The organism is Salipiger pallidus, from assembly GCF_014643635.1.
Taxonomy (GTDB): Bacteria; Pseudomonadota; Alphaproteobacteria; order Rhodobacterales; family Rhodobacteraceae; genus Salipiger; species Salipiger pallidus.
The window spans coordinates 197,844-218,329 of sequence record NZ_BMJV01000004.1; the positions used below are offsets into that span (position 1 = coordinate 197,844).

The 20,486-nt window shown below is 65.8% G+C and carries 23 protein-coding genes; 17 read left to right on the forward strand and 6 right to left on the reverse strand.

All coding sequences use genetic code 11. From position 1 onward, the window contains the following. Positions 1 to 16: 16 nt before the first annotated feature. The 4 genes from IEX41_RS10985 to IEX41_RS11000 all read left to right on the forward strand — a co-directional run bounded on the left by IEX41_RS10985 (position 17) and on the right by IEX41_RS11000 (position 5,615). Positions 17 to 2,449 carry a circularly permuted type 2 ATP-grasp protein gene (locus IEX41_RS10985; RefSeq protein ID WP_188790299.1) on the forward strand — a complete coding sequence of 811 codons (2,433 nt, stop codon included), beginning with the start codon at positions 17 to 19 and terminating at the stop codon, positions 2,447 to 2,449. Positions 2,450 to 2,459: 10 nt separating this feature from the next. Beyond that, positions 2,460 to 3,338 carry a transglutaminase family protein gene (locus tag IEX41_RS10990; protein ID WP_188790300.1) on the forward strand — a complete coding sequence of 293 codons (879 nt, stop codon included), beginning with the start codon at positions 2,460 to 2,462 and terminating at the stop codon, positions 3,336 to 3,338. 148 nt (positions 3,339 to 3,486) lie between these two features. After that, on the forward strand, positions 3,487 to 4,476 hold the full coding sequence (locus tag IEX41_RS10995) for a hypothetical protein (RefSeq protein ID WP_188790301.1): 990 nt from the start codon (positions 3,487 to 3,489) through the stop codon (positions 4,474 to 4,476). A 377-nt stretch (positions 4,477 to 4,853) separates the two neighbouring features. Further along, entirely contained in the window at positions 4,854 to 5,615 is a 762-nt protein-coding gene (locus tag IEX41_RS11000) for a sulfite exporter TauE/SafE family protein (RefSeq protein WP_188790302.1), read from the forward strand. Here the strand turns inward: IEX41_RS11000 and ugpC are convergent. From ugpC to ugpB, 4 genes are all read right to left on the reverse strand, one after another. Then, the gene (ugpC, locus tag IEX41_RS11005; RefSeq protein WP_188790303.1) at positions 5,612 to 6,610 is read right to left on the reverse strand and encodes a sn-glycerol-3-phosphate ABC transporter ATP-binding protein UgpC; all 999 of its coding nucleotides are present in this window, start codon (positions 6,608 to 6,610) and stop codon (positions 5,612 to 5,614) included. The two genes, IEX41_RS11000 and ugpC, sit on opposite strands and share 4 nt — an antisense overlap. Positions 6,611 to 6,614: 4 nt before the next feature. After that, positions 6,615 to 7,451: a sn-glycerol-3-phosphate ABC transporter permease UgpE gene (gene ugpE, locus IEX41_RS11010; RefSeq protein ID WP_188790512.1), complete on the reverse strand. Its 837-nt coding sequence runs from the start codon at positions 7,449 to 7,451 to the stop codon at positions 6,615 to 6,617. A gap of 20 nt (positions 7,452 to 7,471) precedes the next feature. Beyond that, positions 7,472 to 8,353, reverse strand: a complete 882-nt coding sequence (gene ugpA / locus IEX41_RS11015; RefSeq protein ID WP_188790304.1) for a sn-glycerol-3-phosphate ABC transporter permease UgpA — start codon at positions 8,351 to 8,353, stop codon at positions 7,472 to 7,474. Between the two features lie 121 nt (positions 8,354 to 8,474). Continuing rightward, positions 8,475 to 9,791 carry a sn-glycerol-3-phosphate ABC transporter substrate-binding protein UgpB gene (gene ugpB / locus IEX41_RS11020; RefSeq protein WP_188790305.1) on the reverse strand — a complete coding sequence of 439 codons (1,317 nt, stop codon included), beginning with the start codon at positions 9,789 to 9,791 and terminating at the stop codon, positions 8,475 to 8,477. Positions 9,792 to 10,176: 385 nt separating this feature from the next. Between ugpB and IEX41_RS11025 the strand changes: the two genes are divergently transcribed. The 11 genes from IEX41_RS11025 (at position 10,177) to ureG (ending at position 17,598) form a co-directional block, all read left to right on the forward strand. Then, on the forward strand, positions 10,177 to 10,971 hold the full coding sequence (locus tag IEX41_RS11025) for a 2-dehydro-3-deoxygalactonokinase (RefSeq protein ID WP_188790306.1): 795 nt from the start codon (positions 10,177 to 10,179) through the stop codon (positions 10,969 to 10,971). 157 nt (positions 10,972 to 11,128) lie between these two features. After that, positions 11,129 to 11,932, forward strand: coding sequence for an urease accessory protein UreD (locus IEX41_RS11030; RefSeq protein WP_188790307.1), 804 nt, complete (start codon positions 11,129 to 11,131; stop codon positions 11,930 to 11,932). Between the two features lie 3 nt (positions 11,933 to 11,935). Further along, on the forward strand, positions 11,936 to 12,238 hold the full coding sequence (locus IEX41_RS11035) for an urease subunit gamma (protein ID WP_188790308.1): 303 nt from the start codon (positions 11,936 to 11,938) through the stop codon (positions 12,236 to 12,238). A 55-nt stretch (positions 12,239 to 12,293) separates the two neighbouring features. After that, positions 12,294 to 12,500 carry a hypothetical protein gene (locus tag IEX41_RS11040; RefSeq protein ID WP_188790309.1) on the forward strand — a complete coding sequence of 69 codons (207 nt, stop codon included), beginning with the start codon at positions 12,294 to 12,296 and terminating at the stop codon, positions 12,498 to 12,500. Continuing rightward, positions 12,497 to 12,802 carry an urease subunit beta gene (locus IEX41_RS11045; RefSeq protein WP_188790310.1) on the forward strand — a complete coding sequence of 102 codons (306 nt, stop codon included), beginning with the start codon at positions 12,497 to 12,499 and terminating at the stop codon, positions 12,800 to 12,802. The genes IEX41_RS11040 and IEX41_RS11045 overlap by 4 nt, the downstream gene beginning before the upstream one ends. 1 nt (position 12,803) lies before the next feature. After that, entirely contained in the window at positions 12,804 to 13,130 is a 327-nt protein-coding gene (locus IEX41_RS11050) for an antifreeze protein (RefSeq protein WP_188790311.1), read from the forward strand. Positions 13,131 to 13,305: 175 nt separating this feature from the next. After that, positions 13,306 to 15,054 carry an urease subunit alpha gene (ureC, locus tag IEX41_RS11055; RefSeq protein WP_188790312.1) on the forward strand — a complete coding sequence of 583 codons (1,749 nt, stop codon included), beginning with the start codon at positions 13,306 to 13,308 and terminating at the stop codon, positions 15,052 to 15,054. A gap of 291 nt (positions 15,055 to 15,345) precedes the next feature. Then, on the forward strand, positions 15,346 to 15,564 hold the full coding sequence (locus IEX41_RS11060) for a DUF1127 domain-containing protein (RefSeq protein ID WP_188790313.1): 219 nt from the start codon (positions 15,346 to 15,348) through the stop codon (positions 15,562 to 15,564). Positions 15,565 to 15,795: 231 nt separating this feature from the next. Continuing rightward, entirely contained in the window at positions 15,796 to 16,329 is a 534-nt protein-coding gene (gene ureE, locus IEX41_RS11065) for an urease accessory protein UreE (protein WP_188790314.1), read from the forward strand. Then, positions 16,319 to 16,954, forward strand: coding sequence for an urease accessory protein UreF (locus IEX41_RS11070; protein ID WP_188790513.1), 636 nt, complete (start codon positions 16,319 to 16,321; stop codon positions 16,952 to 16,954). Before ureE ends, IEX41_RS11070 begins: the two co-directional genes overlap by 11 nt. An 11-nt stretch (positions 16,955 to 16,965) precedes the next feature. Continuing rightward, positions 16,966 to 17,598, forward strand: coding sequence for an urease accessory protein UreG (gene ureG / locus IEX41_RS11075; RefSeq protein WP_188790315.1), 633 nt, complete (start codon positions 16,966 to 16,968; stop codon positions 17,596 to 17,598). A gap of 150 nt (positions 17,599 to 17,748) precedes the next feature. On the opposite strand, the gene IEX41_RS11080 is transcribed toward ureG, so the two are convergent. Both IEX41_RS11080 and IEX41_RS11085 read right to left on the reverse strand, forming a co-directional pair. Continuing rightward, complete coding sequence (locus IEX41_RS11080) at positions 17,749 to 18,231, reverse strand: dihydrofolate reductase (protein ID WP_188790316.1); 483 nt, start codon at positions 18,229 to 18,231, stop codon at positions 17,749 to 17,751. A 3-nt stretch (positions 18,232 to 18,234) separates the two neighbouring features. Beyond that, complete coding sequence (locus IEX41_RS11085) at positions 18,235 to 19,068, reverse strand: thymidylate synthase (protein ID WP_188790317.1); 834 nt, start codon at positions 19,066 to 19,068, stop codon at positions 18,235 to 18,237. 218 nt (positions 19,069 to 19,286) lie between these two features. Here IEX41_RS11085 and IEX41_RS11090 point away from each other — a divergent pair, with 218 nt between their 5' ends. Both IEX41_RS11090 and IEX41_RS11095 read left to right on the forward strand, forming a co-directional pair. After that, positions 19,287 to 19,721: a VOC family protein gene (locus IEX41_RS11090; protein WP_188790318.1), complete on the forward strand. Its 435-nt coding sequence runs from the start codon at positions 19,287 to 19,289 to the stop codon at positions 19,719 to 19,721. Then, positions 19,718 to 20,413 (forward strand): DUF1194 domain-containing protein, encoded by a 696-nt coding sequence (locus IEX41_RS11095; RefSeq protein WP_188790319.1) that lies wholly within the window; start codon positions 19,718 to 19,720, stop codon positions 20,411 to 20,413. Before IEX41_RS11090 ends, IEX41_RS11095 begins: the two co-directional genes overlap by 4 nt. Positions 20,414 to 20,486 lie beyond the last annotated feature (73 nt).

Consider the following 20,486-nt stretch of genomic DNA (forward strand, 5'->3'; position numbering starts at 1 on the left):
CGATGACCCCCTTGCCATGGCACAGCCGACCCAAGACCGACCCAATACCGAGCCCGCCTCGGATCCCCGGGATCCGCTGAGGCGTTTCCTCGAGGGCTACGCGCCTCTCGAGGGAGTGTCGGACGAGCTCATGCAGCCGGACGGATCGCTGCGCCCGGTTTGGGATCCGCTGCTTCGGCGGCTGGCCGAGCAGGGGGCGCATGACCGCGACAGCGCCTTTGCGCGGGGGGACCAGTACCTTCGCGACACCGGGGTCTATTTCCGCCAGTACAGCGGCTCTGGCTCCGAGGAGCGCAGCTGGCCGCTGAGCCATGTGCCGGTGGTCATCGAGGGCCGCGAATGGCAGGCTCTGGCCAGCGGCATCGAACAGCGCGCCGAGCTTCTGGAACGGGTGATGGCCGACCTATACGGCGACGGCCAGCTGGTACGGGACGGCCACCTGCCCGCCGAGCTTGTGGCGCAGAACCCCGAATGGCTGCGCCCGGTTGTGGGGATCAAGCCGCGCTCGGGGCATTACCTGCACTTCCTCGCCTTCGAGCTGGGCCGGTCGCCGGACGGGCGCTGGTTCGTTTTGGGGGACCGTACGCAGGCGCCATCGGGGGCGGGGTTTGCGCTGGAAAACCGCATGGCCTCGACCCGGATCTTCCGCGACATGTTCCCGATGGGCAACGTGGAGCGGCTGGCGGGCTTCTTCCGCAGCTTCCGAGATGCCATGAACGGCATGCGCGGCGGCGGCTATGGCCGGGTGGGCATTCTGACACCGGGCCAGCACACGGACACCTACTACGAACACGCCTACATCGCCCGCTACCTCGGGTTCTCTTTGCTTGAATGCGAGGACCTCAAGGTGCAGGACGGTCAGCTCGCCGTGCGCACCATCAAGGGAGCTGAGCCGGTCTCCGTGCTCTGGCGGCGACTGGATTCACGCTTCGCCGACCCGCTGGAGCTGGACGAGACCTCGGCCCTCGGGACGCCCGGCATGGTGTCGGCGCTGCGGGCCGGGGCGCTCGACATGGTGAACTGCCTCGGGTCGGGCGTGCTCGAGGCGCGGGCGATGATGGCCTTCCTGCCGCGTTTGTCCGAAAGGCTCATGGGCGCGCCACTGGAACTGCCGAACATCGCCACGTGGTGGTGCGGCCAGAAGGCGGAACGCGATTACGTTCTGGCCAACATCGACCGCATGATGATCGGGTCCGCCCAGACCCCCAAGCTGCCCTTCGATCGCGGCGCCACCACGGTGCTTGGCGACAACTTCCGCGCCACCGCTTATTCCTCCATTTCCGAATGGCTGAACAATGACGGCGCGGCGCTGGTGGGGCAGGAGGCGGTGACGCTGTCCACCACCCCCGCGATGATCGACGGACAGCTTGCCCCGCGCCCCATGGTGGTGCGAGTGTTCGCGGCCCGCACGCCGGACGGCTGGACTGTGATGCCCGGCGGCTATGCCCGCATCGGGCGCTCCGGCGATGCGGCGGCGCTGGCGATGCAGGCGGGCGGCTCGGTGGCCGATGTCTGGGTGATGTCCGACAGCCCCGTGGAGCATGACACGCTTACCCCCAAGGCCTCCGGCCCCTTCCTGCGCCGCGGTCCCGGACTGCTGCCAGCGCGGGCCGCCGACAACCTGTTCTGGCTGGGGCGCTACATCGAACGGGCCGAAGGGCACATGCGGGTGTTGCGCGCCTATCACCTGCGGCTGGAGGAATACGGTCGCCGCGCGGTGCCGCTGGTGGCCCGCCTGGCGGGGTTCCTCGACAGCTACGGGCTGGACAGTGCCGAACCGCTGCCAAAGGCACTGGTCGGCCAGTTCGAAGCATCGGTGTTCTGTGCAAGCAAGGTCCGCGACCGGTTCTCGGTGGATGGCTGGAACGCGGTGAACGATCTGTCCACCACGGCGCGCGAGCTGGCGGCCAGGGTGAAGGACGGCGACGACGCCGCCCATGCCATGGGCGTGCTGCTGCGCAAGACCGCCGGCTTCGCGGGCCTCGTGCATGACAACATGTTCCGCTTCCTCGGCTGGCGCTTCCTGACCATCGGGCGGGCGCTGGAGCGGGCCGATCACATGGCCTCGGTCCTGATGACCTTCGCCGACGACAGCGCCCCTGAAGGCAGCTTCGACGCGGCGGTCGAGATCGGCGACAGCGTCATGACTCACCGCCGCCGCTACAGCGTCGAGACCGGGCGCGACACGGTGATTGACCTGCTGGCGCTCGACCGGGACAACCCGCGGTCTATCCTGTTCCAGCTCGACGTCCTGCGCGAGGAAGAGGCGCGGCTGGCGGAAACCTGCGGACTGCGGCACGAACTTGGCGACACCGGGCGCCGCATCCTGACGCTGCAGACCATGGTCGCCGTGTCGACCCCGCCCCAGATTGCGTCCCGCAGGCTGGCCCGCATCCGGCGCGAGCTGGCGGGAGTTTCCGAAGCGCTTACCGCGCAGTACCTGAGCTGAGGGCGGCCAAATGTCCCAGACCTACGATATCACGCTGCGCATCAGCTACCGCTACGACAGCCCCGCCGCTGCGCACCGCGCGATGCTGCGGATGCTGCCGCGCAACCTGCCCGAACAGCAGCTTCTGACAGGCCGGGTCACCGCCGACCCGGCACCGGATTACCGGCTGGACGACGTTGATTTCTTTGGCAACCCGGTGACCGAGCTGGCCCATGAACGGCGCCTGTCCGAGATCGACTTCCGCTTTGAGGGCCGGGTGCGGCGCCACCGCACGACCGTCGGGCTCGACCTGTCTTCGGGTCTCGCCACGCTGCCGCATGAGGTGGCGCAGATCGCCGACATCGGGCAGGCAAGCCCGCACCATTTCCTTGGCGGGTCGCCGAGGATCAGCCATCAGCCCGAGATCGCCGCCTTCGCCCGGGAGTGCGTCAGCTCCGGCATGTCCGCGCTGGCGGCGGCGGATGCCGTGAGCCTCGCGCTGAACGAGCTTTTCGATTTCGATCCCGGGGCGACCGAGGTTACCACAACCGCCATCGAGGCCTTCCGCGCCCGCCGCGGCGTCTGCCAGGACATCAGCCACGTGATGATCACCGCCCTGCGTGAACTAGGCATTCCGGCGGGCTACGTGTCGGGTTTCTTGCGCACTATCCCGCCCGAGGGGCAGCCGAGGCTCGAGGGAGCGGATGCCATGCACGCCTGGGTGCGCGCCTGGGTCGGGGGCGACACCGGGTGGGTCGAATTCGATCCCACCAACGCCATCCGCGTGGGGCTCGACCATGTCACCGTGGCGCATGGGCGCGACTATTCCGACGTGGCTCCTGCCAAGGGCGCGATCCGGACCGAGGGCTCGCACGAGACCACCCATTACGTGGACGTGGTGCCGGTCTAGGCCGGGTATCGAGCCTTTACCTTTGATCAAGACCTTTGCGGCTAGAGTGTCCCCGGTATGGGCGCTGCCTGTACCGCCATGCACCTGTTCCGCGACGCTTTGGTGTGGCCGGGGCGTGGCGTGGCAGGAATAGCAAGGCACGGGTGACATGCGACGCATCGACGAGAAACTGGCCAAGATCACCTCTGGCGACTACGGGCCGCGGGACTTCCTTGTCACCTTTTCAAAGGACGCGGACATGTTGCGTGGCTGTTCGGCCACCGGCAAGGATGCGAACGGGCGGCCCCGTCCGCTTGCTGCCTACCGCGCCGACGTGAAGCGGGTGATCGAAAGTGATCTGGCAGATATCGTGCTGACCTCTCTGTCCACCGCCGAGATGCTGGCCGAGAATGGCGTCTACAGCAGTTCCAACGCGACGCCGGCGGTGCGGCTTAACGATGCCACCGACCAATGGCGCGTGCGGGGCGGGACCTATTCGGCGCAACCAGGCATTCCCTTCCGGTCCTCGCGGCTCGATGCGGTCAAGCCGGTGTCCAACCTTGGGCTCTACGGCATGACCTTATACAACGACGCAGCACTCGACCATGCAACGCTTCGCGCCTATTGTGATTTCCGTGACCTGTCCACGCGCATGGGGATCCGCCATTTCCTGCAATTGTCGGATCCGCAGGTCGCGGTTGCCACCGGCGATCATGATTACGGTGCCTTTCGCAACGATATGCTGATGCGCAGCCTCGCGGGAATTGCCCGCCGCGAACGCCCACTCTTCATCGAGGTGGATTACCACGGCCCCGCCTACATGGAGGAACTGGCCGGCTGGTATCCCTGCCGCATGGTGGTGGGGATTACCGGCTGCGGGGCGGGCACCACCCGTGATTGCCTCGAACGGCTCGCGCAAGCTGAGAAATATGGTGCGCGGCTGGCGGGGTTCAGCCGTGAGAGCTTTGACTGCGAGGATCCGGTGCTGCTGCTTCAGGCCATGCGCCGGGTGATCCGCGACGGCATGGACAGCTTTGATGCGGTGAGGGCCTATCATGACGATCTGAAACGCGAGATGATCGTGCCGTTCCGGGCGCTCCAGGACGACGTGGAACTGACCTCGCCGTTGCTGAAGGCACATGCCTCCCGCGCTGCCTGACGGTGGGCACGCGTACCGCTCAAGCCGGCGATCGGGCAGTAGGCGCAGTTGCACGGGGATGAAAGCCTGAAGGGGCGGCTTCAGGCCAGATATGGTGCCGGTCCTCGTATTTCCTGAAGACGAACCACTCACTGATGCAGCGACGACGGCACTCACCGCCAGCTTTGCAGGGTCATCCGTAGCCTGGCAGACGGGAGCCGCTGCGATGGGTGCAGTTCTGTCGGCGTGGCAAAGCCGCTGCCGGCGCAGTGGAACCCGTTGCACCGCCCCCGTTGCCAAGGGCACACGCCGCTCGCGCCGCTGGACCTTCGGGGTCTATCCGGGCCGGGGCGCAGCCTGTAGGGCAGGGGCAAGCAGCAGGAGCGCCCCCCTTGGACATGGCAACCGACCCTTCCGTATCCTTCTGGATCGCGGCCATCATCGCGACGCTCTTCGTGGGCATGTCCAAGGGCGGGCTGCCGATGATGGCGATGCTGGGGGTGCCGATCCTGTCGGTCTTCATCGCGCCGGGCAAGGCGGCGGGGCTCTTGCTCCCGATGTACATCCTCGCGGATGTCTATGCGGTTTGGCTGTTCCGACATTCGTTCTCGAAACGCAACGTCGCGATCCTGATCCCGGCGGCAGCGATCGGGGTGGTGGTCGGCTTCGTGCTGGTCAGTCGCGTGCCGGTCGAGGCGACCAAGCTGGTTGTGGCGCTGATCGGGCTGGGCTATCTTGCCAATGCCCTGCGCAGCCGGCTTGCGGGCGACTACGCGGCCAGACCGGCGGATGTGCCGCGCGGCCTGTTCTGGGGCGCGCTGGCTGGGTTCACCAGCTACATCAGCCACGCGGGCGGCCCGCCATACCAAGCCTACACCCTGCCGCAGCGCATGGCGAAGATGACCTTCGCAGGCACCGCCGCCATCGTCTTCGCCGCGGTCAACTGGATGAAGTTGCCGTTCTACGTCTTGGCCGGCCAGCTTGACTGGCAGAGCCTGACACAGATTTCGATACTCGCACCGGTGGCGCTGTTCGGGGCATGGGCGGGGTATCGCGTCACGACGGTGCTGCCCGAACGGGCCTTCTTTGTGCTCGTCAACACCGCGCTGGGGCTGCTCAGCCTGAAGCTCCTGTGGGAAGTGGCCGAGGCCTGGCTCTAGCGCATCCGCCGACCCTCGGCGTCAAAGCGCATCTCGGAGGCCGCATCCCAGTCGAGCGTCACCGCCTCCCCGATACCGGGCAGGGGAGCGGCCCCATCCTGCCGCAAGGTCAGCGCCGTGCCGTCCTCCAGCATCACATGCACCAGCGTCTCCGCCCCGAGCGGTTCCACCGACACGGCGTGTCCCGATAGCCGGCCTGTGTCGGCCATGCGCATGTGCTCGGGGCGGATACCCACCCGCGCGCCGGGGCCGCCAAGGCCCGCGGCGTCGATGAAATTGGTGGGCGGAGAGCCGATGAAGCCTGCCACGAACTCGGTCTCAGGATCGGCGTAGACTTCGAGAGGCGCGCCGATCTGCTCGGCCCGCCCGGCGTTCATCACGATCATGCGGTCCGCAAGGGTCATCGCCTCGACCTGATCGTGGGTCACGTAGAGCGAGGTCACACCAAGTTTGCGCTGCAGCTGCTTGATCTCGAGCCGCATCTGCACGCGCAGCTTGGCATCGAGGTTGGACAGTGGCTCGTCGAAGAGAAACACCGAAGGCCGCCGCACGATGGCCCGCCCCATGGCGACGCGTTGGCGCTGCCCGCCCGAAAGCTCGCGGGGGCGGCGTTTCAGGTAGGGCTCCAGCTGCAGCAGGCGGGCGGCCTTGGCCACGCGGGCCTCGATCTCGGGCTTCGGGGTCTTCGCGATCTTCAGCCCGTAGGCCATGTTATCGAACACGGTCATGTGCGGGTAAAGGGCGTAGTTCTGGAACACCATGGCGATGTCGCGCTCCATGGGCTCGGCGTCGTTGACGCGCTTGCCGCCGATGCTGATCTCGCCATCCGAGACGCCTTCGAGGCCTGCGACCATGCGCAGCAGGGTGGACTTGCCGCAGCCAGACGGCCCCACGATCACGATGAATTCGCCGTCTGCCACGTCGATGTCGACGCTGTGGATGACTTGCGTGTCACCGAACCGCTTGCGGACGGAAGAGAGGGTAAGGGGTGCCATTGGGTTATTTCTCGCTGTCGACCAGTCCGCGGATGAAGAGTTTCTGCATCGAGATGACGACGATCACCGGCGGGATCATGGCAAGGATCGAGGTCGCCATGATGACCGGCCAGTCGGCGATGTCGTCGCCTGACGGGAACATCTGCTTGATGCCCATGACGATGGTGTTCATCTCGGGGTCGGTGGTGATGAGCAGCGGCCAGAGATACTGGTTCCAGCCGTAGATGAAGAGGATGACGAAAAGCGCGGCGATGTTGGTGCGGCTCATGGGCAGAAGGATGTCCACGAAGAATCGCATGGGCCGGGCGCCATCGACGCGGGCGGCCTCGGCCAGCTCGTCGGGGACAGTCATGAAGAACTGCCGGAAGAGGAAGGTCGCCGTGGCCGAGGCCACCAGCGGCAGGATCAGCCCGCCGTAGCTGTTGAGCATCCCGAAATTCGCCGCTACCTCGTAAGTGGGAACGATGCGCACTTCCACGGGCAGCATCAGCGTCATGAAGATGAGCCAGAAGAACAGCTTGCGCAGCGGGAAACGGAAATAGACGATGGCGAAGGCCGACAGCAGCGAGATGGCTATCTTGCCAAGGGCGATGCCCACCGCCATCACCGCCGAGTTCATCAGCATCCGCGCCACGGGCGCGTTGACGCCCGACAGGAGTGCGTCGCGGTAGTTCTCGAAGAATCTGTCGCCGGGAAGCAGGGGCATCGGTGGCCGCACGATCTCGGGCTGCGAGACGGTGGAGGCGACAAAGGCCAGCCAGATCGGGAAGAAGATGAACAGCACGCCAAGGATCAGCCCTGCGTGGGTCAGCCAGCGGGACGGTCCGCGCTTTTCGACCATGCCTGCGTGAGGATCGGACATCAGTAGTGCACCTTGCGTTCGATGAACTTGAACTGCGCCACGGTCAGCAGCCCGACCACCACCAGGAGCACCACGGATTGCGCCGCCGACGAGCCCAGATCCTGCCCGACGAAGCCGTCGGCATAGACCTTGTAGACAAGGATGGTGGTGGATTGCTGCGGCCCGCCCGCGGTGATGGTGTGGATGACGCCGAAGGTCTCGAAGAAGGCGTAGACGATGTTCACGACCATCAGGAAGAAGGTGGTGGGCGACAGCAGCGGGAAGACGATGGTGCGGAACCGTGTCCAGAAGCCCGCGCCGTCAATGGCTGCTGCTTCGATCACGCTGCGCGGGATGGATTGTAGCCCCGCAAGGAAGAACAGGAAGTTGTAGCTGATGCGGCCCCATGCGCTGGCGATGACCACGAGGCCCATCGCCTCGGTGCCGTTCAGCACATGGTTCCAGTCATAGCCAAGCTGGCCGAGGTACCATGTGATGACGCCGACGCGGGTGTTGAACATGAACATCCACAGCACGCCCGCCACGGCGGGGGCAACGGCATAGGGCCAGATCAGCAGGGTGCGGTAGGTGCCCGAGCCCTTGATCAGCCGGTCCGCCAGCACCGCGAGGAACAGCGCCACGCCCATGGACACCAGCGTCACCAGGACCGAGAATACCGCTGTGGTGACGAAACTGGCGCGGTAATAGGGATCGTTCAGCAGATATTCGAAGTTTCCAAGGCCGACGTATTGCATCGACAGGCCGAAGGGGTCGGGGATGAAGAGCGATTGCCAGATCGCCTCGCCTGCCGGGTAGAAGAAGAACACCGCCGTGACCGCTAGCTGCGGCAGGATCAGCAGCAGCGGCAGCCATTTGCCCTTGAAGATGACGCGTTTTTCCATGTGGCCCTTCATGTCGTGCGGCCTTTCGGCCGATGCCTTCGGGTCTTGGCCCCGTCGGGGCGAAAGTGGGAAGGGCGCCCCCGGTCATCCCGGAGGCGCCCCGCCATGTGATCGAGAGCGCTTAGCGGCTCGACTGTTCGAAGCGGCGCAGCAGCTGGTCGCCGCGGGTCTTGGCGCTGTCGAGCGCGTCCTGAGCTGTCTTGTCACCGGTCCAGACCGCCTCGAGCTCTTCGTCGATGATGGTGCGGATCTGGTCGTAGCTGCCAAGGCGCACGCCCTTGGAGTTGGCGGTGGGCTCGTTCGCGGTCATCTGCTCCACGGCGATGTCGGTGCCGGGGTTTTCCTCGTAGAAACCCTGCTCGCGCGTGAGCTCGGCCGCGGCCTCGGTGATCGGCAGGTAGCCGGTGTCCTGGTGCCACTGGGCCTGGACCTCGGGGCTCGAGAGGTAGTTGAGGAAGCTGGCGACGCCCGCGTATTCCTCGTCGGGCTGGCCGGCCATGACCCAGAGCGACGCGCCGCCGATGATGGTGTTCTGGGGCGCGGCTTCGACGTCGGACCAGTAGGGCAGGGGGCGCACGTCGAAATCGAACTCGGCCTCGGAGGCGATGCCTGCGTAACCGGCAGAGCTTTCGGTGAAGAGCGCGCATTCGCCGGCGCGGAAGTTGGCACCGCCCTCGTTGCGGCGGCCGGCGTAGACGAACTTGCCGTCTTCTGCCCACTGACCCATGGTCTCGATGTGTTTCACCTGCACCGGGCCATTCATCTCAAGCTCGGTACCGAAGCCCGCAAAGCCATTGTCTTCGGTGGCGAAGGGAACGTCGTGATAGGCCGACAGGTTCTCGAGATGGATCCAGCTTTGCCACGCCGTGGTGAGCGGGCACGAATGGCCTGCCTCGGCCAGCTGGTCGAGCACCTCGCCGACCTGTTCCCACGTGGTCAGGTCCACGTCTGCCGCGATGCCAGCCTCTTCAAGCGCGGTGGTGTTCACCCACAGCACCGGGGTCGAGGAGTTGAAGGGCAGCGACAGCATGTTGCCGTCAGTGTCGGTGTAATAGCCCTTGACCGCGCTGATGTAGCTGTCCGGATCGAAGTCCGCGCCCGCGTCCGCCATCACCTCGTAGACCGGCTTGATGGCGCCCTTGGCGGCCATCATCGTGGCGGTGCCCACCTCGAAGACCATGAGGATATCGGGCTGCTCGCCCGCGCGGAAGGCGGCGATCCCGGCGTTGAGCGTCTCGGAATAGTTGCCCTTGTGGGTCGCGGTGACCTCGTACTCGTCCTGCGAGGCGTTGAAGTCGGCGACCTGCTGGTCGACCAGCTCGCCGAGGCGGCCGGTGAAGGCGTGCCAGAATTCGATTTCGGTCGCGGCATTGGCGGTCTGGGCCGATGCGGCGGCGGTGGCGGCCGCGAGGGCCAGTGTGGAAATGCGCAGGGTCATCAAGGTCTTCCTCCTGTTTGGTCTTCCCCGGGTCATCGGGGGGCATGCGGGCGTGACAGCGCCCTCGGGCAGCGCGTCGCTGCCCGACATGCCCCACGACATGCATCAAGGGGACGACAGTTTCGTGACGATTCCGGGTGGGACCGTCCGATACGTCGCTGCCCCCGAGGGGGCGATGTTCATGGAAAGACCGCTGGCGCATTGCGCGGGCGGGACTCTCCTCCTCCGGGTGGGACTAGAACACGGCATGCGTGTTTCGACAAACCCTTTGTCGTGGACGTGACGCGCCGTCGCGCCTCAGGCCGCCCGTGGCCAGTGAAGGCCGCGCCGGGTTGCGCTGGGGGGCCGTGCGGCCTACCTCTGCGGCGCAACGCAGGAGGCATCAATGGCACATCCCGACTGGATCGCGGCGGAATACGGTCACGAGACGCTGACGCTGTGGCAGATGGCAGCCGACGGCACCGTGCTGGACCAAGGCACGGAGGCCCACGGCGGGCGGGCGCTGGCCGATCTGCTGCCACAGGGCGTTCCGGGTGTGGTAAGCGGGCAGGGACCGCTGCCCGCGCCTGCCGTCCCTGCCAAGGTGCCGGGGCCCGAGGTAGCGGCAACGTCCGGTGCGCTGCTGCTGCTTCAGGCCGTGGCGCAGGCGCAGCCCGTGGATCTGCTGGGGTTCGAGGCAACGCGGGTCGCGGGGTTCCTTGTGCTGAACCCTGGCTTTGACGGGGTGATCTGCCTGCCCGGGCAGACCAGCCGCTGGGTGCATATCAGCGCGGGCGAGATCGTCAGCTTCCGCAGTTTCCTGACCGGCGGCCTGATGCAGAGCCTCGGGGGCCTCCCAACGCGCGGTTTCGACAAAGCCGCGCTGGCCGAGGCGGTGGATCGCGCCATGAGCCGCCCCTCGGGTTTTGCCGGTGATCTCGCGCAGATCGCCGCAGAGGCGCGGCTGGCAGGGCTATCGTCCGAGGATGCCGCTGCGCGCATCGGGGGGCTTCTCTTGGGGCTCGAACTGGCGGCGGCCAAGCCCTACTGGTTGGGTCAGAACGTGGCGTTGGTGGCGGATGGTGCATTCGCCGCCCCGTGGCAGGCGGCGATCGAGGCGCAGGGCGCGCCGGTCGTCGTGGCCGATGGCCCGCGCATGGCGCTTGAGGGGTTGAAGCAGGCGTGGGCGGCGCGGGGGTGATCCGCGTGGCCGGGGTTCGGCATCTGCCTGCTTTTTCGGCAAGGTGTTATTTCCGTGGGCAATTTGTCACGCCAGAGCTTGCACTTCCCGGTCCGGCCAGCGCATGCCGGTCCGGCAGGAGGCAAGGCCCATACCCTACGATCAGGACACAGCGAAGATGACAGCTCCGGCGCAGCGTGCCCGAGGCCGCGCCCGTATCGGCGTGAAACTGCGCGGTACCCGCAGCGTGATCTCGGACCTGCACATGTCCGGCAGTTCCAAGTTGTTGTTCCCGCGTCCCAAGGATGCGCTGCAGGCGGTCTATCTCAACAGTTCGGGCGGCGTGACCGGCGGTGATGCCTTCGACATCGCCGCCCGGGTCGAGCCGGGTGCGCACCTTGTCATGACCACGCAGGCCGCGGAGCGTATCTACCGCGCCATGCCCGGGGAGCCGGGCCGGGTGCGCACCGAGGCGGTGCTCGAGGACGGCGCGCGGCTGGACTGGCTGCCGCAGGAGACGATCCTTTTCGATGGGGCCGCGCTTGACCGGTCCTTGCGGTTCGACATGCCCGCCAATGCCCGCCTTCTGGCCTGCGAGGCGCTGATCTTCGGCCGTCATGCCATGGGCGAGGCGGTGCATGACCTTCGCCTGCGCGACCGGATCGAGCTGCACCGAGATGGCCGTCTTGTGCTTGCGGACCGGCTGCACCTTGCCGGTGACGCCGCCGAGACCCTTGCGCGCAGTGGCGTGGCCGATGGCGCCCATGCCATGGCGACGGTCGTCTTCGCAGCCCTCGGCGCCTCTGCTCAGGTGGACTGCTTGCGCGAAATGCTGCCCCGGACGGCGGGGGTCTCGGCACTGGCTGACGATCTGCTGCTGATCCGGATGGTTTCCGTTGACGGCTTTGCGCTGCGCGGTCACCTTGCCCCTGTCCTGCGCCACCTTTCCGGCGCCGACCTGCCACGACCCTGGATGATCTGACCCATGCAATTGACCCCCCGCGAAAAGGACAAGCTGCTTGTCGCAATGGCCGCCGAAGTGGCCCGCAAACGGCTGAGCCGCGGCGTAAAGCTCAACTATCCCGAGGCGATCGCGCTGATCACCGACGCGGTGGTCGAGGGCGCCCGAGACGGTCGCTCCGTCGCCGATATGATGGAGGCGGGTGCCGCCGTCATCACTGCCGACCAATGCATGTCGGGAGTGCCCGAGATGATCCACGAAGTGCAGGTCGAGGCCACGTTCCCCGACGGCACCAAGCTGGTCACAGTGCACAACCCGATCCGCTGACGCGTCGTCCCCGGGCCGGTTCCGGGGCCGTTTACTGGCAAGAGGATGTCTTCCCATGAAATACGCAGCTTTCCTTGCACTTCTCGCGCCACCTGCCGCGGCCCATGCGGGCACCGTGCCGCATCTGCCCGCTGGTGGGGCGCTGCTGGGCGTGGCCCTCGTTCTGGGTGGCCTCGCGCTCGGCGCGCAGCTGCGCCAGACCCCTGACCGGGTCCTGGTTCGTGCTACTGTCGAAACCCGCCGCGGAGGCCTGCGCAAATGATCCCCGGAGAACTCTTTCCCGCAGAGGGTGACCTCGAACTCAATGCTGGGCGCGAGCCGATCACCCTGATGGTGGCCAATACCGGCGACCGCCCGGTGCAGGTGGGCAGCCACTACCATTTCGCCGAAACCAACGGCGCGCTCGATTTCGACCGGGCTGCGGCGCGGGGCCTGCGTCTTGATATCGCGGCGGGCACCGCCGTGCGCTTCGAGCCGGGTCAGCGCCGTGAGGTGTCGCTGATCCCGATGTCTGGCGCACGCAAGATCTACGGGTTCAATCAACAGGTCATGGGAGACCTCTGAGATGTTTGACGACATCCTGTCCTGGCAGCGCAGCGCCATCCGCATGGGCTCGCTCATGGTGGAATCGCAAAGCGTGGTGGCCATGCGCCTCATGGGGTTTGGAGGCGTCTGGTCGGTGCCCCCCTCGGAAGGCTACCGCATGATCGCCGAGAAAAGCCCGGCGATGCTGAAAAGCTGGTGGGGCATGCAGCAGGCGATCAGCCGGGGGGCCAACCCTGAACGCGTGCTGGCCGCATGGACCGGACCGCTGGAACGCGAGGCGCGATCAAACCGCAAGCGGCTGGCCCGGCGCGGCCCCAAGCTGACGCCAGGCCTCGAAGCAGAGTAAGCGGTCAGGAAAAGACGCGACCATGTTCGCGATGATGCCCTTCGGACGGAGCCGCTATCCCCTCGCAGCCGGTGCCAGGGTGGCCGCGTCCTGATCGAAATACCCGGTCACCGCCTGACCGAACCACATCGGTGCCGCGCCGCGCGGGCACCCCGAACGACAAGGATGATCCGCCATGCCTGCAAGGATTTCCCGCTCTGATTACGCCGCCATGTTCGGCCCCACCGTGGGCGACCGGCTGCGGCTTGCCGACACCGACCTCATCATCGAGGTGGAACGCGACCTGACCTCGGAGCTGGTCGGCCATGCGGCTGGCGCCAATGCCGGGGTTTACGGCGAAGAAGTGAAGTTTGGCGGCGGGAAGGTGATCCGTGACGGTATGGGCCAGAGCCAGGCGACCCGCGCCGAGGGCGCCGTGGACACGGTTGTGACCAATGCGCTGATCGTCGACCATACCGGCATCTACAAGGCGGACGTGGGCCTCAGGGACGGGCGCATCCACAAGATCGGCAAGGCCGGCAACCCCGACACCCAGCCCGGCGTGAACATCATCGTCGGCCCGGGCACCGAGGTCATCGCGGGCGAGGGGCGCATCCTCACCGCCGGCGGGATGGACAGCCACATCCACTACATCTGCCCGCAGCAGATCGAGGATGCGTTGCACTCGGGCCTCACCACGATGCTGGGCGGCGGCACCGGCCCGGCGCATGGCACGCTGGCGACCACCTGCACCCCCGGCCCGTGGCACATCGCCCGCATGATGCAGGCCGCCGATGCCTTCCCGATGAACCTTGCCTTCGCAGGCAAGGGCAACGCCTCGCTCGCGGCACCTCTGGAAGAGCAGATCAAGGCCGGGGCCTGCTGCCTCAAGCTGCACGAGGACTGGGGCACCACGCCCGCCAGCATCGACAACTGCCTTAGTGTCGCCGATGCATGGGACGTGCAGGTGATGATCCACACCGACACGCTGAACGAATCCGGCTTCGTCGAGAACACTGTGGCCGCCATGAAGGGCCGCACCATCCACGCCTTCCACACCGAGGGCGCGGGCGGCGGCCATGCCCCCGACATCATCAAGATCTGCGGCGAAGAGTTCGTGCTGCCGTCCTCCACCAACCCGACGCGGCCCTACACCGGCAACACGCTCGAGGAACACCTCGACATGCTGATGGTCTGTCACCACCTCGACAAGTCGATCCCCGAAGACGTGGCCTTCGCCGAAAGCCGTATCCGCAAGGAGACCATCGCCGCCGAAGACATTCTGCACGACATGGGCGCGTTCTCGATCATCGCGTCGGACAGCCAGGCCATGGGCCGGGTGGGCGAGGTTATCATCCGCACTTGGCAGACCGCCGACAAGATGAAGAAGCAGCGTGGCCAGCTGTCCGAGGAAACCGGCGACAATGACAACTTCCGAGTCCGCCGCTACATCGCCAAATACACCATCAACCCGGCCATCGCCCATGGCGTGAGCCAGCACATCGGATCGATCGAGGAAGGCAAGCGCGCTGACCTTGTGCTCTGGTCGCCGGCCTTCTTCGGGGTGAAGCCCGAGATGGTCCTCATGGGCGGCACCATCGTCTGCGCTCAGATGGGGGACCCCAACGCGTCTATCCCGACTCCGCAGCCGGTCTACTCGCGGCCCATGTGGGGTGCCTACGGCCGGTCGGTCGAGAACTCGGCTGTGATCTTCGTTTCCGAGGCGGCGCAGTCCGAGGGCGTGCGCGACAAGTACGGCCTTGCCAAGCAGACCGTCGCGGTGACCAACACCCGGGGCATCGGCAAGAAGGACCTGAAGCTCAACGATGCTCTGCCCGAGGTCGAGGTAAATCCCGAAACCTACGAGGTGCGCGCCAACGGTGAGCTTCTGACCTGCGAGCCGGCGACCGAGCTGCCAATGGCGCAGCGGTATTTCCTCTACTGAGAAGCAGCGTCCCGGCCACTGCATGGCTGGCGGGGCAAAGACGCCTCCGGCGGGCGTGTTTATAAAGAGAAGAAGGCCGGGGCGGCGAGAATGCCCCGGCCTTTCGCATTTCATCAGACGCGTTAGGGCGATTGTTTAAAATTAAACCATTTACCTATGCATCTGCAGAAACCCCAGTTTGCAGATGCAGCATTTGTCAGTTCGGTCAGCAGGCGTTACTTAGTTTGGCAAGGGAGGGGACCTGACACACCGGCAATATGTCGGACCGCACATGAAACGGAAGGTTTCCCAATGGCATTTCTCACCGCGAGCCACGCTCACGACACCGCACCTTTTTTCTCCCGCCTGATCGCCGGGATCGGCAACGCCCTCGTCACCATCGGTGAAGCGAACCCGCGTCTGCGCCGCGTCGAAGAGCTCCAGCGCCTGTCCGACGAGCAGCTGGCCGCTAAGGGTCTGCGCCGCGAAGACATCGTGCGTCACGTCTTCCACGACGTCTACTACCTCTGATCCGGTCCGCGGCGGGGCCCGTCTCGCCGGACCGTTCCGGTCAGTACCCGTGACAGCGGAACGCGCCGCTGTTCCGCCCGGGCGCGCACTGACCGCTCCACTCCGGTGGACATTGCTGACGCGCCGCCCAAGCGGACGACAAACGAGGTCACATGTCGGGGAAATCCCGGCTGTGACCTTGATCTTTCTGGGCCCCTGAAGTGATGTGTGGGAAACTACGGAGACCCCCGCATGACCGCTCTTCCCCACGCCCATGAGTTCTTGCGCAAGGGCGCATGGACCGGTGCCGCCGCCGACCGCGTGGTTCTCACCTATGACGATCGTTTCCTGCGTCGCAAGGTGCTGACCTGTGCCTCCGGCGCGGAGGTCCTTGTCGATCTTGCGCATACCGAAAGCCTCGATCACGGCGATGCCTTTCGGCTGTCTGACGGCCGCCTCGTGGAAGTCGAAGCCGCCGCCGAGCCACTGCTGGCGGTTACCGGCTCCGCGCTGCCGCGCATCGCCTGGCATGTGGGCAACCGACATACCCCCTGTCAGATCGAAGCCGCCCGCCTGCTGATCCAGCGCGATCACGTGATCCGCGACATGCTCACCCGCATCGGAGCCGAGGTCACGGAAGTGACCGAGCCCTTCACCCCCGAGGGCGGCGCCTATGGCCATGGGCGCACCCATGGTCACGATCATTCGCACTCCCATGGGCCAGATGATCACTCTCATGACCATGGGCACTCTCACGATCACGGACATCACCACCATGAACACTGACGCGGGGCTCGTCCTGCACCAGTTGTTTTCGCCGTCGTTCCCGACCGGTGCCTTTGCCTGGTCGCACGGGCTGGAAACCGCGGTGGAAACGGGGCACGTGACTGACGCGCGCTCTCTGCGGGCGTGGCTCGAGACGGTGCTCTGGCATGGCTCCGGCTGGTCCGATGCGGTGCTCTTGTCGCTGGCAGCGCGAGGGTGGGGTGCGGAGGGGCTTTCAGAGCTCGCGCTGGCGCTCAGCCCCTCGGCCGAGCGCCGGGCCGAGACCGCACAGCAGGGCAGGGCCTTCGCCGCAACCGTCTCGGCGCTGTGGCAGATCGAGATCCCCGCTGCACCCTATCCCGTGGCCGCGGGCCTCGTCACCCGCGCGCTGGAGCTGCCGCTCGAGGAAACACTGCGGATCTTCCTGCTCGCTGTCGCCTCGAATCTGGTGAGTGCCGGCGTCCGGCTGGTGCCGCTGGGGCAAACCGATGGGCAGAAGGTGCTGTGCCTGCTGCGCCCACTATGCGGCGATCTTGCCGCGAAGGCGCTGGAGGCCACCGATGACGATATCGGCGGGTTCGCCCCGCTGGTGGACATTGCCAGTCAGCGCCACGACATGCTCTATTCCCGACTGTTCAGATCTTAACGGAGGATCCCATGGCATCTCCCAACGGCCCCCTGCGCGTGGGCCTCGGCGGCCCGGTCGGCGCCGGCAAGACGACCCTGACCGCCGCCCTCGCAAAGGCCCTGCGTGACCGGGTTTCCATGGCCGTGGTCACCAACGACATCTACACACGTGAGGACGCGGAAGAGCTGATGCGCCAGCAGGTGCTGCCGCTCGACCGGATCAAGGGGGTGGAAACCGGCGGCTGTCCGCACACGGCAATCCGCGAGGATGCGTCGATCAACCTCGCTGCCATTGCGGAGCTGAACGAGGTGCACCCGGATCTCGACCTCGTGCTGATCGAAAGCGGTGGTGACAACCTCTCGGCCACCTTCTCCCCCGAGCTGGCGGACGTGACGATCTATGTGATCGACGTGGCAGCGGGCGAAGAGATTCCCCGCAAGGGTGGCCCCGCTATCACCAAGTCGGACATTCTCGTCATCAACAAGGCCGATCTTGCGCCCCACGTCGGCGCTTCCCTCGAGGTCATGCAGCGCGATGCCACGCGGATGCGCGCTGGCAAGCCTTTTGTCTTTGCCGAGGTCAAGCACGGCAAGGGGGTGGATGAAATTGTCGACCTGCTTGTCCGTATTGGCGGACTGGCACTGCCTCAGGCTGCGGACTAGGCTGTCAGGTCCGGGGGGGCTCTGCCCCCGTCCGCTGTCGCGGCCTCCCCCGGGATATTTCAGGTCAAAGGAAACAGGTGCCTGCGTTTCCTTTGACCTGAAATATCCCCGCCGGAGGCAGGCCGGACGCCGTGGTCTTTCTTTCTGCAATTAAAGGGCGCTGCGGATCAGCTCTCGCAGGACACAGCGGGGCCCGTCCTCGCTGAGGGGGCGCTCCGCGATGCAGGTCCAGCCTTCCTCGGGAATGTCGGGCAGGAACGTGTCCGCATCGGGCACGTCGAGCGCCACTTCCGAGATCAGCAGGCGATGGGCGAGGGGCAGCATCTCGGCATAGATGCTGGCCCCACCCACGGCGTAGATGCGCTGGTGGCCGTGCTTTGCCGCGAGCGCCACCGCATCGGCAACGCTCGGCACGACAATCTCGGCGGCCTCGGGGTTCGACGATACCACGATGTTGAGCCTGTTGGGCAGGGGCTTGAAGGGCAGGCTGTCCCAGGTCTTGCGGCCCATCACGACGGCGCCGCCGAGGGTCTCGGTCTTGAAAAACTTGAGGTCCGCCGGCACATGCCACGGAATTTCTCCATCACGGCCGATGGCATTGTTGCGGGCGCGGGCGACGATCACGGAAATCATCGATCAGACCGCCACAGGCGCGCGGATCGCGGGATCGGGATCGTAGCCGGTGATCTCGAAATCCTCATAGCGGAAATCGAAGATCGAGCTGACCTCGCGGGTGATGCTCAGCTGCGGCAGCGGCTTTGGTGTGCGTGAGAGTTGAAGCTCTACCTGGTCCATGTGGTTGGAGTAGATATGCGCGTCCCCGAGTGTGTGGATGAAATCGCCCGGCTCGTAGCCGGTAACATGGGCGAGCATGGTCTGCAGCAGCGCGTAGGAGGCGATGTTGAACGGCACCCCCAGGAACATGTCCGCCGAACGCTGGTAGAGCTGCAGGTGCAATTTCCGCCCGATGATCCGCACCTGCCACATGGTGTGGCACGGCGGCAGAGCCATGCGCGGCACGTCGCCGGGGTTCCAGGCCGAGACGATCAGGCGGCGGCTGTCGGGCGAGGTTCGGATGGCCTCGACCAACTGCGCGATCTGATCGATGGGGCGTGACAGGTAAAGCGGCTCGCCTGCCTGCTCGGCGCCGGTTGCCTCAAGCGCCGGGAAGGCACGCCATTGCTGACCGTAGACCGGGCCGAGATTGCCGTTTTCGTCTGCCCATTCGTCCCAGATGCTGACGCCATTGGCCTTGAGATAGCCGATGTTCGTGTCGCCCGAGATGAACCACAGCAGCTCGTGGATGATCGAGCGCAGGTGCAGTTTCTTTGTGGTGACAAGCGGGAAGCCGTCGGACAGCCGGTAGCGCGATTGCAGACCGAAATGCGACAGGGTGCCGGTGCCGGTACGGTCTGACGAGGGCTCGCCCTCCGCAAGGATCGTCTTCAGGGCTTCGTGGTACTGCTTCATGGCCTGTCTTTCGTGGGGGGCAGGGGCTGCCCCGGACTGCGGATGGGCGCGAATCCCTGCACGCGCCGGTCAGGTCGAGGCTTACCACATCTTGTGGCGAAGAATACCGCGTGGCCTACACCCACGGCCGCCCTGTTGCACGCTTTCAAACTGTGCCCTCGACATATGCGCCGTGGTCCCTACTGTTCATGGGCAAAGACGACAGAAAGGAAGCCTTCATGGGGATCAAGTACCTTCACACGATGGTCCGCGTCAAAGATCTCGACGCGTCGCTCGACTTCTACAAGCTGCTCGGACTGACCGAACGGCGCCGCATCGAGAACGACAAGGGGCGGTTCACGCTGGTGTTCCTATGCCCGCCGGAGCAGGCGGACGGCACCGCGGACGTGGAGCTGACCTACAACTGGGATGGCGATGACGGGCTGCCGTCGGATTCGCGGCACTTCGGGCACCTCGCCTATTCGGTGCCGGATATCTACGCCCTGTGCCAGGAGCTGATGGACGCAGGCGTGACCATCAACCGCCCACCGCGCGATGGGCACATGGCCTTTGTGCGGTCGCCTGACAACGTGTCGGTGGAGATCCTGCAGCAGGGCGACGCTCTTGCCCCGCAGGAGCCCTGGGCCAGCATGGAGAATACCGGGCATTGGTGAATACAGCCCTTCGGATCCTCGTGGTTGGCGCATTGGGCCTCTGGTCCGGTGTCGGCGCCGCTTGGGCCGAAGGGTGCCGCTTGGCGCTGCTTCTGGCGCTGGATGTATCCTCGTCGGTGGATGACGAGGAATATCTTCTGCAGAAGAACGGCCTTGCGGCGGCGCTGACGGACCCGGACGTAAGCAGGGCGATCCTGCAGGGAGAGGGCAGTGTCGCGCTGGCGGCTTACGAATGGAGCGGGCGGCGGCAGTCGGTCGTTGTGCTCGACTGGGCGCTGCTGACTGACGAGGCGGCGCTGGACGTTGCGGTAGGGCAGATCCTCGCAGCACCGCGCAGCAACAACCGCTTTCCCACCGCCATGGGCTATGCGCTTGGCTTCGGGTCCGGAATGCTCCGGCGGGCGCCGGATTGCACACGGCAGGTGATAGATGTGTCCGGGGACGGCATCACCAATGACGGCTTCCGGCCACGGCAGGCCTACAGAAATTTTCCTTTTCAGGATGTGACGGTGAACGGGCTTGCGGTGACGGGATCGGACCCGCGTGTGCTTGAGTATTTCATTGGAGAGGTCGCACATGGCCCCGGAGCCTTTGTCGAGATGGCCGAGGGCTACGAAGATTTCCGGCGCGCCATGACAATGAAATTGTTTCGCGAACTCAATGACATGATCATTGGAGGACTGCGTCGCTGAGCCCTGTGACATTCTGTCCGGTTGCAGAAAATTCGATTGCGCACGAGATGCGGCATTGTGACGCGGTCGAATC